Below are 14,608 nucleotides of genomic sequence, written 5' to 3' on the forward strand. Positions count from 1 at the left end.
CGGCCGGATAGGCTGGCGGGATGACGCGAGCCGAGCAGCCAACGGTCGTGAGCCCCACCTCCGACGCACTAGCCGCAGACTCCCGCGAGCGGGCCGTCAAGGCTCTTCTGCGCCATCAGCCGCTCCGGCGACTGTGGAGCGCACAGCTCGTCGGCGGCATCGGGGATGCTCTCGCCCTCCTTGTCCTTCTCCTGCTGACCCTGGAGGCCGCGGGCCCCCGAGAGGTCTTCGGCGGGGACTATCGCGGCGCCGCCCTCGTCGTCGCCGCGGTCTTCGGCGCGCGCCTGCTCGCCACCCTCCTCTTCGGCGCCGTACTGCTCGGACCGATGTCCGCGCTGGTGGCGCCCGGCGGGCCGCTGGACCGGCGGTGGGCGATGCTCGCCGCCGACGGGGTGCGGCTCGCGGTGCTGGTGGTGGCCCCGCTGTGGGTGGTCTGGCTGCCGGCCAAGGCGACCGCGATGCTGCTGGTCAGCGTGTTCGTACTGGGGGTCGCCGAACGGTTCTGGGCGGTGGCGCACGAGAGTGCCGCGCCGTCCCTGCTGCCGACCGCGCCGCTGGAAGGCGATGCGGTACGTCCGCTTCCGGATCACCTCGGGGCGCTGCGCCGCCTGACCCTCCGTACCAACTTCGCGGCCATCCCCGTCGCGGCCGCCACCCTCCTGCTCGCCACCCTCGTCGGGCGGCTGCTCGGAGTCGGTCTCGACTGGTTCTCGCGCCACCAGGCAGCCCTCGGCTCCTATGTGGCGGCCGGGCTCTTCGCGGCCTCCGTTTCCACCCTCGTACTCCTCGAACTTCCCGACGCGCACACGCCGCGTCCGCGCTCCCCGCTTGAGGGACTGCGCCGCCCGAGCACCGGGAACGGCCCCGACAAGGGACGTACCGGAGCCATTCCGCTTCTGGTCCTCTCCTGCGCCGCGGTGACCGGCGCGATCGCCGCCGCCGGGGCCGTCTCGGTCCTGCACGCGGACGACCTCGGACGCGGCGCCGCGATCTTCGCCCTGCTGGTACTCGGCCTGACGGCCGGTACCGCGCTCGGTATCCGCAGCGCCGCCAAGGTCCTGCCCACCCTGTCGCGCCGCCGCCTGCTGGCCCTCGCGATCACCGTCACCGGTATCGCGCTGCTGGCCATGGGCCTGGTCCCGGACACCACCACCGTGCTGCTGCTCGCCCTCCTCGCGGGCGTCGCGGCGGGCGTCGCCGCCAGCACCGGGCACACTCTCCTCGACCTCGAAACCGAGGACTACCGCCGGGCCCGCACCACCGAACACCTTCAGGCGGTGGTACGTCTCACCGCCGCCGTCGGCCTGATCGCCGGCCCCCTGCTGGCCGCCGCGATCGGCTTCCACCGACTCCAGGGCGGCAGCTTCGTCTTCGTCCAGGGCGGTGGCGCCGGATACACGCTGATGCTGGTCGGAGCCCTGCTGCTGCCCGTCGCCGCGCTCGTACTGGCCAAGGCGGACGACCGTCAGGGCGTACCGCTGCGCCGTGATCTGCGCGAGGCGTTCCGCGGCGGCGAGCCCGAGCAGGCGCCGTCAGCGACCGGGTTCTTCATCGCCCTGGAAGGCGGCGACGGTGCCGGAAAGTCCACCCAGGCCAAGGCGCTCGCCGACTGGATAAGGGCCAAGGGCCATGAGGTCGTAGTGACGCGTGAGCCGGGTGCGACGCCGATCGGCAAGCGGCTGCGCTCGATCCTCCTCGATGTGTCGAGTGCGGGTCTGTCCAACCGTGCCGAGGCGCTGCTGTACGCCGCCGACCGTGCCGAGCACGTCGATTCCGTCGTACGTCCGGCCCTGGAGCGCGGCGCTGTCGTCATCACCGACCGCTACATCGACTCGTCCGTCGCGTACCAGGGCGCCGGGCGCGACCTGGCCCCGACCGAGATCGCGCGGATGTCGCGGTGGGCCACCCACGGCCTCGTACCGCAGCTGACCGTTCTGCTGGATGTCTCGCCGGAGACCGCGCGGGAGCGTTTCACCGAGGCGCCGGACCGGCTGGAATCGGAGCCTCCGGAGTTCCACGCCCGTGTCAGGGCCGGATTCCTCACCCTCGCCGCGGCCGATGCCAGCCGCTACCTCGTCGTTGACGCGGGTCAGGAGCCGGAGGCTGTCTCCACCGTCGTACGGCATCGGCTCGACCAGATGCTCCCCATGTCCGAGCAGGAGATCGCCGCCGCGGCGGCCGCCCGCAAGGCCGCCGAGGAAGAGGCACGGCGCCTCGCCGAGGAGGAGGCCGCGCGCAAGGCCGAGGAGGAGCGGATCGAGCGCGAGCGGCAGGAACAGCTCGCCCGCCTCCGTGCCGAGGAGGAGGAGCGCAAGCGCCGCGAGATCGAGGAGGCGCGGCGCCGCGAGGAGGAACGCCAGGCGGAGGAGGCCAGGCAGCGCGCCGAGGAGGCCCGCCGTCTCGCCGAGGAGGAGCGGGTACGCCGCGAGGCCGAGGCCAAGGCCCGCGCCGTCGAACAGGAACGCCTCCGCAAGCAGGCCGAGGAGGAGTCCCGGCTCCGTGCCGAGGCCGAGGAGCGCCGCCGCGAGAAGCAGCGCAAGGCGGAGGAGGCCCTGCTCCGCGCCGAGGAGGCCCGCCGCGCGGCGGAGGCGGCGAACGCGGCCTCGGCTGCGGCGGCTTCCGCGTCCGCGGCTTCGGCCGCCGTCGCTTCGGCCGGCGTTGCTTCCGGATCCCGCGCCTCCGCAGTGCGGAAGCCGGAGTCCGACAGCGAGACCACCCTCCAGACCCCGGTCGCCCGCCTGAACCTGACCAAGCCGGAAGACACCCCTCCGCCCGCCCCCTCCGACATGGAGGAGACAACGGTCCTCCCCCAGTCCCCACCGGGCGCGACCGACGAGACGTCGGTGATTCCGGCGGTGCGTCCCGGGCAGCAGGCTCCGGCAGGCGCGACCGACGAGACCTCGGTGCTTCCTCCGGTACGTCCGGGGCGGCCGGCGTCGCCGCGTGGTGCGGAGGACGAGACGTCGGTCATTCCGGCGGTACGTCCCGGGCAGGCGGGGGCCGGTGATACGGCGGACCGCGTTCCGCCGGGGTACTTCCGTGACGAGGCCGCTGGGGAGAGCGGGCCCCGAAGCACCGGCGACGGCAATGACCGGACCCGCGAACTGCCCCAGTTCGATCCGGACAACCTCCAGCCGGAACGTCCGCGCCGCCGTTCGGACTGGGCGGAGGAGACCCCCCTGGACGACTTGCCGTCACTGGCGGACGAACTGCTGGGAGGCCCGGACGACGCGGACGGCGGCGGCCACCGGGGCAACCGAAGGTCCTGACGACCCAGCCCTGCCCCCCTCCCGGGGGGGCAGGGCTGTGTCACCGGGCGGACCCTGCCACTCCTGGCGGCCTCCCCAGGGGGCCGGGGCTGTGTCCCTGTGCGGCTACCACCGCGCGGCCGCGGCTTCCAGGGGCCCGGGTCCGTTGTCAGTCCCCTCCCGCACAATGGAAACCAGCGACACCGGCAGACGCCGAAAGGGCACCGCATGACCGTATGGGACGACCTGGTCGGACAGGACCGAGTCCAGGAGCAACTGTCCGGCGCGGCCAAGGACGCCGACACCCAGGTCACCCTCCAGACCGCCGGTGAGCAGAGCCCCGACGCCTCGAAGATGACCCACGCCTGGCTCTTCACCGGCCCCCCCGGCTCCGGCCGCTCCACCGCCGCCCGCGCCTTCGCCGCAGCCCTCCAGTGCGTCAGCCCGGACCGCGCCCTCGGCGGCGCCCCCGGCTGCGGCTTCTGCGACGGCTGTCACACCGCCCTCGTCGGCACCCACGCCGACGTCGAGATCGTCCGCACCGACCTCCTGTCCATCGGCGTCAAGGAGACCCGCGACCTGGTCCGCCGTGCCCAGCTCTCCCCAGCCGTCGGCCGCTGGCAGGTCATCGTCCTCGAAGACGCCGACCGCCTCACCGAAGGTGCCGGAAACGTCCTCCTGAAGGCCGTTGAGGAGCCCGCCCCCCGCACCGTCTGGCTCCTCTGCGCTCCCTCCCTCGAAGACGTCCTCCCCACCATCCGCTCCCGCTGCCGCCATCTCACCCTCTCCACCCCCTCCGTCACCGCCGTCGCCGAGGTCCTGGTCCGCCGCGACGGCATCGACCCCGAAGCGGCCATGACCGCGGCCCGCGCCACCCAGGGCCACATCGGCCGCGCCCGCCGCCTCGCCACCGACGAGCGCGCCCGCAAGCGCCGCGCCGCCGTCCTCCGTCTCCCCCTGCGCACCGACGACATCGGCGGCTGCCTCAAGGCCGCCCAGGAACTGGTCGACGCCGCCGGCGAGGACGCCAAACAGGTCGCCGAGGAAGTCGACGAGAAGGAAACGGAAGACCTCAAGGCCGCCCTTGGTGCCTCCTCAGGGGGCCGCATGCCGCGCGGCACCGCCGGCGCGATGAAGGAACTGGCCGACCGTCAGAAGCGCCGCTCCACCCGCACCCAGCGCGACAGCCTCGACCTCGCCCTCACCGACCTGACCGGCTTCTACCGCGACGTACTCGCCCTCCAGCTCGGCTCCTCGGTCGCCCTCGCCAACGAGGACGTACGCGACTCCCTCGATCGCATCGCCCGGGACTCCACCCCCGAACGCACCCTGCGCCGCATCGAATCGATCATCGCCTGCCGCCAGGCCCTCGACCGCAACGTCGCCCCCCTCCTCGCCGTCGAAGCCATGGCGGTATCCCTGCGCACGGGCTGACCAGGACCCTCGGCGACTCCTCCTCCCCCTCCCCCTCCGCAGAGCCACCCGCCCAGCCAGTCACCCCTGCACTCACCCCGGCACCCCAGGTTGACCGCCTCACTCGTACGAGCAGCTACGCGCACCTGACATGCACTCCACGTCACCGTCCCACTACGCTCCGGGCATGGATACCAGGCGCCTCCTCCGTACCTCCGCGACCCTCTTCGCCGCTACCGGACTGCTGGTGGGAGGCTCCTCAGGCTGTTCTTCCGGTACGTCGGCGGAGCCGAACCGGGCCGTGTCGCCGGCCACCGGGGGCGACACCCAGGGGGCGGGCGGGGTCGCGAGCCGGGCCGCCCTCGCCCCGTACTACTCCCAGAAGCTGTCCTGGAAGGAGTGCGGCGTCCCCGGTTTCGAGTGCGCGAGCATGAAGGCGCCCCTCGACTACGCCAAGCCCGGCACCGGCAACGGCGGAAAGGGCGACATCAAACTCGCCGTCGCCCGCAAGAAGGCCACCGGCCCCGGCCCGCGCATCGGATCGCTCCAGGTCAACCCGGGCGGACCCGGCGGTTCCGCGATCGGCTACCTCCAGGCGTTCGCCGCCCTCGGCTACCCCGCCCCGGTCCGCGCCCGCTACGACATGGTCGCCATGGACCCCCGCGGCGTCGCCCGCAGCGAGCCCGTCGAGTGCCTCACCGGCCCCGAGATGGACGCCCACACCCAGGTCGACCAGACCCCCGACGACGCCGCCGAGGTCGCCACCCTCACCACCGCCTACAAGAAGTTCTCCGCAGGCTGCGAGAAGCGCTCCGCCCGCGTGCTCCCCCACGTCTCCACCGTCGAGGCGGCCCGCGACATGGACCTGCTCCGCGAGGTCCTCGGCGACAAGAAGCTCCACTACGTCGGCGCCTCCTACGGCACCTTCCTCGGCGCCACCTACGCCGAACTCTTCCCCGACCGCACCGGCCGTCTGGTCCTGGACGGCGCCATGGACCCCTCCCTCCCGTCCCGCGAGATGAACCGCGACCAGACCGCCGGTTTCGAGACCGCCTTCCAGTCCTTCGCCGCCGACTGCGTCAAGCAACAGGACTGCCCCCTCGGCACCGGTACCCCCGCCCAGGCCGGCACCCGCCTGAAAGCCCTCTTCACCTCCCTCGACGCGCGCCCCGCTCCCTCCGGCGACAAGAACCGCCCCCTCGGTGAGGCCCTCGCCACCACCGGTGCCATCGCCGCCATGTACGACGAGGCCGCCTGGCCCCAGCTCCGCACCGGGATCAAGGCCGCCCGGAGCGGCGACGGCGCCCCCCTCCTCGCCCTCGCCGACACCTATTACGAGCGCGACTCCAACGGCCGCTATGCCAACCTCATGTACGCCAACACCGCCGTGAACTGCCTGGACCTCCCCCCGGCCTTCGCCACCCCCGAGGACGTCCGTTCCGCCCTCCCCGCCTTCGAAAAGGCCTCCCCGGTCTTCGGTGAAGGCCTCGCCTGGGCCTCCCTGAACTGCGGCTCCTGGCCCCTTCCCGCCACCGGCAAATCCCACCGCATCGAAGCCAAGGGCGCCGCCCCGATCGTCGTCGTCGGCACCACCCGAGACCCCGCCACCCCCTACAAGTGGGCCAAGTCCCTCGCCGCCCAGCTCGCCACCGGCACCCTCCTCACCTACGACGGCGACGGCCACACGGCGTACAACCGGGGCAGCGACTGCATCGACACCGCCCTCAACACCTACCTCCTGGAAGGCACCCCTCCGCCGACCGGCAAGCAGTGCTCCTGACCCCACCCCCCACCCCCTGACCTGCGGCAAGTCCCCCACCCGAGGGGTGTGCGAACCACCCCTCGAAACTGTGTAGACTTGTCCACGCTGCTGATCGCACCATGGTGTGACCGCAGCGGCGCCGCCTTAGCTCAGTTGGCCAGAGCAACGCACTCGTAATGCGTAGGTCTCGGGTTCGAATCCCGAAGGCGGCTCGGATCAGCCCCAGGACTCACTCGCCGTGACCTGGGGCTTTTTCATGTCCGGGGGTGGAGGGGTGGGCCGGGGGCGGTCAGCCGGTGGTGAGGGTGGGGAGGGTGCCGCAGTCGCCGGTGGAGCAGTTGGTCAGCCAGTTGGCGAAGTCGGTGTCGTAGCGGGTGGCGATGGTGTGGGTGAGGAAGGTCTGGGCTGCCTCGTACTCGCCCGCGCGGTAGTGGCCGAGCAGGGTGGCCACGTCGTTCGGGTGTGACTGGAGCAGGTAGCGGACGGCCAGGTAGCCCCACTGGTAGACGCGGGTGGAGTCGGAGTTGGAGTAGGTGTTGGTGAAGAGCTGGCTGAGGGTGTAGGTCTTCTTGCCGGCTTCTTCGATGGCGCGGGTGTAGGGGACGTCCCGGTAGGAGTAGGAGAGGTACTCGGCGAAGCCCTCGACCCACATCACGGTCGCGGTGGTCTGGCCGGCGGCGAAGTCGCCGTGCATGTTGTAGCGGCCGTCGAGGTAGTGGGTGTACTCGTGGTTGAGGTTCCAGATCTGGAACGCGCCGCCGTCGCCCGGCTGTTCGTAGGCGATGAAGCGCGGCTGGTTGCCCTGGGCGGCCGGGTCGCCCTCCAGGTACATGCCGCCGTTGTTGGTGTCGATGCCGAAGACGACTCCGGCGTAGGTGCGGTAGTCGTTGCTGGAGTTGAAGGCGACGATCTCGATAGTGGTGTTGTTGTCGTCCTTGACCGGGCCGGGGTCCTTGACGACGTTGTGGAAGACCGGATCCTGCTTGAGGACGCTTTCGCAGGTGGCCGCAAGTTCGGCCGCGGTCAGCTGCTGGCCGAGGATCTTCGCGCCGGGCCCGCAGGAGTGCCGAACCGTCAGTACGGCGTCCCGCACCCGGTTCTGCAGGTCGCAGGTGCCGTACTCGGCACAGTTCGCCTTGTCGAACGCGTCGGTCATGCCGGCGAGGGAGATCCAGAGCGGTGCGGTCCGCCCGGTGATCCGGCTGCGCGCGAGCAGTTCCTTGACCAGTGGTTTGACGGTGTTCCTGAGGTCGTCGTGCTGCAGGAATCGGCCGAGTTCCAGGCCGGCGTTACTGACCAGGTAGGACTTGTCGGTGCCGAGGAGGGCGTCGTGGGCGACGGCGAAGTCGCGCAGGCCGGTGAGGACGCTCGGGTCGGCCTTCACCGCTGCCGCGAAGTCGGGCAGTTGGTGGCCGCGGAAGAGCACGGTGTAGGTGTTGTTGACGGCCGCGACCATCCAGTAGAACGCGTCGTACGACGCGTCGTAGTCCTTCAGCATGCGCTTGACCACGTGGAGGAAGCGGATGTTCTCGCCGGAGCTGTCGATGAGGATGACCGCCTCGGCCAGCGTCTGGCCGTTGGCTTCGGTGACGTCGTAGGCGTGTGACGAGGCGAAGAAGCTGTCCAGGGCGCCCTGGATGGCGCTCTTCAGTGCCGGGCCGTACTCGCCGACGGTGTCCGGCTGGTAGTACTGCACGAAGTAGCCGGCCCGCAGGAAGAGCACCAACTGGGCGGCGAAGGTGCTGTTGTCGCCGGGGTAGTTGGCCGAGACGTCTCGCAGGGCGTTTGCCACCGTGACCATTTGTTCCTCGCGGAAGATGGCCTTGGCGTCGCCGCCGGTCACCTGGAACAGCGTGTTGACGCAGCCGGCTTCCGACTTCTTGATCTGGTCGACCAGGGCGGCGCCGGTCTTCGAGGTGAAGTCACTGACGTCGCACTCCGCGGCGGCCTTCTCCTCGGCGAGGGCCTGCTTGCGGGCCGCGGCGTTCTGGGGTGCGGGGCGTGGGGGGTTCTGCGCGGGGCTGGAAGCCGTTACGCCCGGACGTGTGGGGGTGGTGGCGTGTCCCGGTGCGAGATCGGCGGCAAGCACCGTGGCGGTGGCGGGCTGGGGGGCGAGGTGCGGCTGTGGCGCGAAGGCTGATCTCTGTACGGGCTTGGGCGCACCGGCGTCGACCGGGGCCGGGGCCGCGGCTCCGGTGGGGGCGAGCAGGGTGAGTCCCAGGCCGGCGGCGGTGACGGTGGGTATCAGCAGGCGGGAGAAGTTCCGGAGGGTGGGGGGTTTGCGCATGGCGATGGCCTCCAGGCCGGTCAGCGGCCGTGCGTGGGGCACGGCGGTGGGGGGTGCGAACCGTTGGGGCACAGGGGAGTTGGGCATTCCTGAGCCGGTCCGGCTCGCGAAAGTGTGACCGTACAATTTCACAGTTCACATGGCAGTGAAAGAGGGTTGCGTGCGTCAGATGCGGCTGATGGTGCGCCAAGGGGCGTCTGGAATAAGGGAGTTGCGGTGCAGGCCGGGTCGGGCTTCGGGCCAGGTGCACCGGTGGTGGAGCGGGCGGGTGATGGGTGGGGCGGCCCCTGGAAGGTGGGCCGCCCCGGTGGTGGGGTGAGGGCTAGTTGGGGAGGTCCTGGGGGTACCAGCGGAGCTCGACGGTGTTGCCGTCGGGGTCCTGGATGTAGAGGGACTGGGCGTCGCCGCGGGCGCCGAAGCGGGGGACGGGGCCGTCCAGGACGGTGAACCGGCCGGATTCAATGACCTGTTGCCAGTCCAGGGGGTCGACGGTGAGGCAGATGTGGTCGACGTTGGACTCGCCGCGGGGGCGGCTGAAGAGGTCGATGATGGTGGAGGGCGTGATGCGGACGGAGGGGAAGGGGACCTTGCCGGCTCGCCACTCCTCGACGCGGACGGGTTCGAGGCCGAGGGGGCCCGTGTAGAAGGCCAGGGAGCGCTCGACGTCGGTGACGTTGAGGACGAGGTGGTCGAAAGCCTTTACGCGGAAGGTGGGGACGGGCAGTGAGGAAGGTGTGATGGGCAGCGTCATGGGGCGACTGTCGGACGGGGGTTGACGCCCTGTCAATGGGGTTTGGGCCCAGGCTCTGAGGTGGGGGCGGGGTGCGGGCGAGGGGGCAGGTGGGGGATGAGGTGAGGGTGGAGGCCCGGTCAGCGTTCGATGGTGAGGCTTCCCTCGATGACTTCGTGGGCGATCTCGTTCAGTAGGCGGCCGTGGGTGCGCGCGTGGCCGCGCAGGAGGTTGAAGGCCGTGTCCATCGGTACCGCGAGGCGGGTGGCGAGCACGCCTTTGGCCTGTTCGATGGTGACGCGGCTGGTCAGCGCGTGTTCCAACTGGGCGACGTGTGCGTGGCTTCGGCGGATTTCCGCCGCGCGGAGCAGTGAGTGCGCGGTCACCTCGGCCAGCGACCGGCCGAGGTCGAGTGCCTGTGGGGGCAGTGCGGTGTCACCGGTGCTGAGCAGCACGAGGGCGCCGAGCGGTTCGTGCTCCCCGGGCAGCAGCAGGACGGCGGTCCGGGTGAACCCGGCCTCCCTCGCCCGCGCGGCATAGCGCGGCCAGGTCGCCCGCGCGGTCTCTCCGTCCAGGGGGACGTCGGGCAGGGCCTGCCCACTGCGCAGGCAGGCGTGGGCCGGGCTGTCGGCCTGCCGGCCGGCTTCCTCCTCCAGCTGTCGCAGCCCGGGGTGAGAGCTGATCACGCGGGCGGCGTCCTGCGCCGGGGCGGTCCGCTGGGCAGGTTGCGGGGCGGTCTCACCAGCAGGTTTCCGGGATGGCTCACCGGCGGGCCGGGAGGAGGTCGCGGACTTGCCGTTCCTCGGCCTCGTCCGGGGTTTCTGTTCGGGTGCGGGTGGCAGTACGACTCCGCAGGCGTCGGCGCCGACCACGGAGGAGGTGTGGTCGGCGAGCTTCGAGAGCAGTTCGGCGCTGTCGAAGGATTCGGTCGACTCACCGACGCCGACCAGTGCCACCAGCGCGTCCGCCACCCGCTGCTGCGGCGTATCCATGAAGATTCCCCTCAGGCGATTTTCAGTTGTCCGGAATTGATGGCCTTGGCCAGCTGCTTCAGGGACACCCCCTCGGAGAAGGCACGGGCTTTGATGAGTGCGAGCGCGTCGGCGATGGAACAGCCGGCCTGTACGGAGGTGACGCCCGCCGCCTGATTGACGTTGTCCCGGTGGTCGATCCCCCCGTACAGCGTCGGATCGGCGTCCGGGTCGAGCAGTACGGTGCGTGCCAGTGCACCGCCGATGGCAGTGAGCGCCCCGGACTCCACCAGGCCGGGGCGGGGGTCGAAGGCGGCCAGGGCCCCCAGGCACGCCTCCGGCAGGTCGGCCGTCTGCAGGGGTACGGCGGCGACCTCGCCGATGCCCAGTGCTCTGAGCGCGGGGCCGTACCCCGGCCAGCGGGCCACCATCTCGGGGCCCGAGAGATGGACCGGGCGCTGCTGTTCGGCGGCGTCCTTGCAAGGCCCCTCGCCGAGAATGAACTCAAGGTCCTGGGCGGTCTGTGAGGGGGTGTCGGAGGCTGCGAAGGCCAGTTGGGTGTGATCGGAACCCAACAGGGCGAGGGTGGCACTGGAAGTGCCGCAGGCCTCCGCGACGCCGCTCATGAACCGCGGACTGCCACCGTCCTCGGCCGCCCAGCTGGCGGCCCGCCGGGCGTAGGACTCCTGGAGTATCGCGGTCGAGAGGTGGCAGGCCGCCATGCGGCGGTGTGTCTCGGCGAGCCGGAGGTGGACCGAGGATCCGGTCTTCGCGGCGATCACTTCGTTCTGTTCGGCTGTGGCGGCTTCGCGACGCGAACGCTCATGAGCTCGGGTGGCGCGGCCCCAAGCCGTCGCCGCCCAAGTGGAGCGGTTCTCCACAGGCTTCATGGGTTCAGCGTACGGGCGTTGATTACCCCGCGTCCCCTGTTCGGCCTTCCTCCATCGTGAGGACCACACCACGGTTGTGCCCCTGGAAGGGCGAACAGAGGACGTTGCAGGTCACGGTCCTGCCGATGCGGTTGACCGCTGGGACGCTGGTCGGTTCCGTGGCCTCTCCGGAATCCAGGCACTGCTGGATGTAGGGCCGCAGGTCGTCGGTGGGAAGGCCGAAGTCGAGCTCCAGGAAGGGTTTGTCCATCACCTCGTCGGCACGCAGGCCCCACAGTTCCACCGCGCCCCGGTTCCAGCTCTTGACCTTGAGATCGCTGTCCAGGACCACCACTCCCGCCGCGATGCTGCTCACGACGCCTTCCAGGAAGGCGCGTGTCTCGCCCAGCTCGTCGGTGCGGATGCGCAGCTCCTCGTTCATGGTCTCCAGTTCCTCGTTGCCGGACTGGAGTTCCTCGTTGGTCGTCTCCAACTCCTCGTTGGTGGACTGGAGTTCCTCGTTGGTCGTTTCCAGTTCCTCGATGCTCGACTGGAGTTCCTCGTTCGTGGTCTCCAGCTCCTCGTTGGTGGACTGGAGTTCCTCGTACGCGGTCTCCAGGTCCTCCCGGATCTGTTTGACCTCGGTCTTCAGCTGTGTGGTCACCGTGACGTCGGTGAAGGTGATGTTGGTGGCGACCAGCAGGCCGTTGGGACCCATCAGTGGCTGGATGAGGATGTCGAAGACCTGGAGGTCCTCGCCGGTCCTGCGCTCCACGCTGTTGACCCGCAGCGTGCGGCGCTCGTGGTTGGACTGCTCGATCAGCGAGCGCAGCTCGACGGGCCGGTAGGAGATCTCCAGGTCCTGGAAGGGGCGGCCGATGTCGTTCGTGGTCAGCCCGAACTGCACCCGCGCCTGGCTGTTGACCATGGCGACGGTTCCGTCGTCGTCCAGGGCGATCGAGGAGGTCGGGGCGGCGTCCAGCAGGAGATCGCGCAGTTGGCGGGAGCGTGCCGCGGAGTGGAGTTCGAGGTTGGCGCCGGGCCGGATCTTCAGGGGGGCGGGGTGGTACGGGGGGCTGGAGCCGCCGGGCCTGCGCCGGAACACGCGTTGGCGCATGCTGGCCACGTCGAACCGCTCCGCGTCGTTCAGCAGCATCTCGGCCTTGCCGAGGAACAGGAATCCGCCCTCGCGCAGTGCGAAGTGGTACCGGTCGACGATATGGGTCTGCGCCTCGACATTGAAGTACATCAGGGTGTTGCGGCAGACCAGCAGGTCGAGCCGGGAGATCGGGGCGTCCCGGGTGATGTCGTGGCGGCCGAAGATGACCCTGCGGCGCAGGTCGGGGCGGAAGCTGTACTGGGCGCCGTTCTGCTCGAAGTACTTCTCGCGCAGTTCGGGGGAGAGCGCTTCCAGGGACCTGGCGGAGTACAGGCCGGACCGTGCGTCCCGCAGCGCCTCCTCGTCGACGTCAGTGGCGTAGATCTTGATCCGGTTCAGGGTCTCCTCGATGCCGAGGGCCTCCGCGAACATCATGGCGAGCGAGTACGCCTCCTCGCCGCTGGAGCAGCCCGCGCTCCACACCCGGATCTCATCCTCGGGCCTGCTCTCGGCGAGCAGTTCGGGTACGACTTCCCGCTGGAGGAACGTCCAGGCGTCCGGGTCGCGGAACATCGACGTCACATTGATCAGAATGGTGTTGAAGAGCGCGCCGAACTCGTCGGAACTGGTTTCCAGACGGTCGCGGTAGTCCGCGTACGAGAGGACGTCGACATCGGACATGCGCTTGCGGATCCGTCGGCCGAGCGAGGATCGCTTGTATCCGGTGAAGTCGAACCCACGGGCATCCCGGAGGAAGCCAAGCAGAGCCTCAAGCTCCTCGTCCACTGCGTCGTCCTGGGGTCCACTCATCGGACTTTCAGTACCTCTTCGTTTCGACGAGACCGCGCACCGCTGCTGCGATCTCCTCCAGAGGTAGCACGAAGTCGACCGACCCCGTACCCACCGCCGACTCGGGCATGCCCTTGAATTCGGCTGTCTCGGGGTCCTGGGCGATGACGGTACCGCCGCGGGACTTCACGGCGTCCACTCCCCGCGCGCCGTCGCTGCCCGTACCGGTGAGGACACAGACGAGGCCCCGCGCGCCGTAGGTGCCCGCGACGGACTCGAAGAGCAGGTCGGCACAGGGCCGCAGAAAGTGGACCTGCTCACTTTTGGAGAGGGCCAGCACGCCGCCGGGGTCGACCAGCAGATGGTGGTCGGGCGGCGCCACATAGACCGTCCCGGGCTGTGCGAGGACGCCGTGTTCGGCCAGCTTGACGGGCAGCCGGGTGCGGCGGGAGAGGACCTCGGCGATGACGGTCCTGTGGTGTGGGTCGAGATGCTGCACCACCAGCACCGGAACGGGGAATTCCGGGCTGAGGTCGTGGAGGAGCACCGTCAGACCATTGATGCCGCCTGCGGACGAGGCGACAGCCAGTACTGCGTAATCCTCATCCGGTTGTTCACCTGCGGTCATCGGTCGAGCGTATCGGACCAGGGACGGTCGGGTCAGGTACGGCAGCAGGCCCTGTCCCTCAAGCGGCCGGTGTGGGTAGGACCCATCGGGGACCATTTCCTGCCGACGTCGGCGTACGGCGTGCTGTGCCGCCGGCGCTCAACCGCCGGCCGGGTGCTGAACCGGGCTTCGGGGTCAGTGGTTCTCCAGGGCGGCGGAGGGGAGCCACTGGCTCCAGACTTCGAGTTCGGGGCGGCCTTGGGCGGCGGGGAGGGTGTCGTCGTGGTTCCAGGACCAGGCCGCGTAGGCGGCCTTCGCGGCGGTGTTGGAGGACTCGATGAGCGTGGTCACGCGGTCGGCGTCGACGCGGACGAGCAGACGCTCCTGGAGGCGGCCGGCGATGTTGCGGCGGCGGTGGGTCGGCGCGACCATCAGCTCGGCGATGGTGAACAGCTTGCCGGAGTCGGGGAGTTGGCCGATCTCCCGCGGGGCGATGTCGTGGCGTCCGTACCACCAGCCGCCCTGGCGGTCGGGGAGGTAACCGTAGATGCAGCCGACCAGGACGGTGCCGGTGGTCGCGATCAGCATGTCGAAGCCGGGGCGCTGTACGTCGTCGGCGAAGCGGGTCAGGAAGGCGCGCCGGTCGTGGAAGGCCGGATCGTACGGGTGGGGTGAAGGGGGCGCGGTCCCTTCGATGTGGTCGCGGTACGTCGCTTCGTACAAGTCCGCGACGGATTCCCGCTGTTGGTCGGCCTGCCACCTGCTCAGCCGACGGAAGAACACCTCTGCCACTGCTGCCATGTCCACAGCGTGACAGTGCGGGGCGGGTTGGG

General features: G+C 70.3%; 10 protein-coding genes and 1 tRNA gene. 4 read left to right on the forward strand and 7 right to left on the reverse strand.

Annotation, left to right across the window (positions count from 1 at the left end; all coding sequences use genetic code 11):
- Positions 1-20 precede the first annotated feature (20 nt).
- From tmk to ACIA73_RS12955, 4 genes are all read left to right on the forward strand, one after another.
- Entirely contained in the window at positions 21-3,269 is a 3,249-nt protein-coding gene (gene tmk, locus ACIA73_RS12940; RefSeq protein WP_399438475.1) for a dTMP kinase, read from the forward strand.
- 207 nt (positions 3,270-3,476) lie between these two features.
- A complete protein-coding gene (locus tag ACIA73_RS12945; protein WP_399438476.1) occupies positions 3,477-4,682 on the forward strand; it encodes a DNA polymerase III subunit delta' in 1,206 nt (401 codons plus the stop codon).
- Positions 4,683-4,848: 166 nt separating this feature from the next.
- Entirely contained in the window at positions 4,849-6,441 is a 1,593-nt protein-coding gene (locus ACIA73_RS12950) for an alpha/beta fold hydrolase (protein ID WP_399438477.1), read from the forward strand.
- 120 nt (positions 6,442-6,561) lie between these two features.
- Positions 6,562-6,635, forward strand: a tRNA-Thr gene (locus ACIA73_RS12955).
- Between the two features lie 77 nt (positions 6,636-6,712).
- Here the strand turns inward: ACIA73_RS12955 and ACIA73_RS12960 are convergent.
- From ACIA73_RS12960 to ACIA73_RS12990, 7 genes are all read right to left on the reverse strand, one after another.
- On the reverse strand, positions 6,713-8,752 hold the full coding sequence (locus tag ACIA73_RS12960; RefSeq protein WP_399438478.1) for a collagenase: 2,040 nt from the start codon (positions 8,750-8,752) through the stop codon (positions 6,713-6,715).
- A 280-nt stretch (positions 8,753-9,032) separates the two neighbouring features.
- Positions 9,033-9,461: a VOC family protein gene (locus ACIA73_RS12965; RefSeq protein WP_399438479.1), complete on the reverse strand. Its 429-nt coding sequence runs from the start codon at positions 9,459-9,461 to the stop codon at positions 9,033-9,035.
- A gap of 119 nt (positions 9,462-9,580) precedes the next feature.
- The gene (locus ACIA73_RS12970; protein WP_399438480.1) at positions 9,581-10,432 is read right to left on the reverse strand and encodes an ANTAR domain-containing protein; all 852 of its coding nucleotides are present in this window, start codon (positions 10,430-10,432) and stop codon (positions 9,581-9,583) included.
- An 11-nt stretch (positions 10,433-10,443) separates the two neighbouring features.
- A complete protein-coding gene (locus ACIA73_RS12975; protein ID WP_399438481.1) occupies positions 10,444-11,301 on the reverse strand; it encodes an ANTAR domain-containing protein in 858 nt (285 codons plus the stop codon).
- Positions 11,302-11,323: 22 nt separating this feature from the next.
- Positions 11,324-13,189 (reverse strand): CheR family methyltransferase, encoded by a 1,866-nt coding sequence (locus ACIA73_RS12980; protein WP_399438482.1) that lies wholly within the window; start codon positions 13,187-13,189, stop codon positions 11,324-11,326.
- Between the two features lie 7 nt (positions 13,190-13,196).
- Positions 13,197-13,796 (reverse strand): chemotaxis protein CheB, encoded by a 600-nt coding sequence (locus ACIA73_RS12985; protein WP_399438483.1) that lies wholly within the window; start codon positions 13,794-13,796, stop codon positions 13,197-13,199.
- A 174-nt stretch (positions 13,797-13,970) separates the two neighbouring features.
- Complete coding sequence (locus tag ACIA73_RS12990) at positions 13,971-14,576, reverse strand: GNAT family N-acetyltransferase (RefSeq protein WP_399438484.1); 606 nt, start codon at positions 14,574-14,576, stop codon at positions 13,971-13,973.
- Between the last annotated feature and the right edge of the window lie 32 nt (positions 14,577-14,608).

The organism is Streptomyces sp. NPDC051561, from assembly GCF_044454195.1.
Classification (GTDB): domain Bacteria; phylum Actinomycetota; class Actinomycetes; order Streptomycetales; family Streptomycetaceae; genus Streptomyces.

Excerpts from the sequence above, each read along its gene's own strand:
- tmk (WP_399438475.1), top strand. The coding sequence starts at position 21 with ATGACGCGAGCCGAGCAGCCAACGGTCGTGAGCCCCACCTCCGACGCA.
- ACIA73_RS12945 (WP_399438476.1), top strand. The coding sequence starts at position 3,477 with ATGACCGTATGGGACGACCTGGTCGGACAGGACCGAGTCCAGGAGCAA.
- ACIA73_RS12950 (WP_399438477.1), top strand. The coding sequence starts at position 4,849 with ATGGATACCAGGCGCCTCCTCCGTACCTCCGCGACCCTCTTCGCCGCT.
- ACIA73_RS12965 (WP_399438479.1), bottom strand. The coding sequence starts at position 9,461 with ATGACGCTGCCCATCACACCTTCCTCACTGCCCGTCCCCACCTTCCGC.
- ACIA73_RS12970 (WP_399438480.1), bottom strand. The coding sequence starts at position 10,432 with ATGGATACGCCGCAGCAGCGGGTGGCGGACGCGCTGGTGGCACTGGTC.
- ACIA73_RS12975 (WP_399438481.1), bottom strand. The coding sequence starts at position 11,301 with ATGAAGCCTGTGGAGAACCGCTCCACTTGGGCGGCGACGGCTTGGGGC.
- ACIA73_RS12980 (WP_399438482.1), bottom strand. The coding sequence starts at position 13,189 with ATGAGTGGACCCCAGGACGACGCAGTGGACGAGGAGCTTGAGGCTCTG.
- ACIA73_RS12985 (WP_399438483.1), bottom strand. The coding sequence starts at position 13,796 with ATGACCGCAGGTGAACAACCGGATGAGGATTACGCAGTACTGGCTGTC.
- ACIA73_RS12990 (WP_399438484.1), bottom strand. The coding sequence starts at position 14,576 with ATGGCAGCAGTGGCAGAGGTGTTCTTCCGTCGGCTGAGCAGGTGGCAG.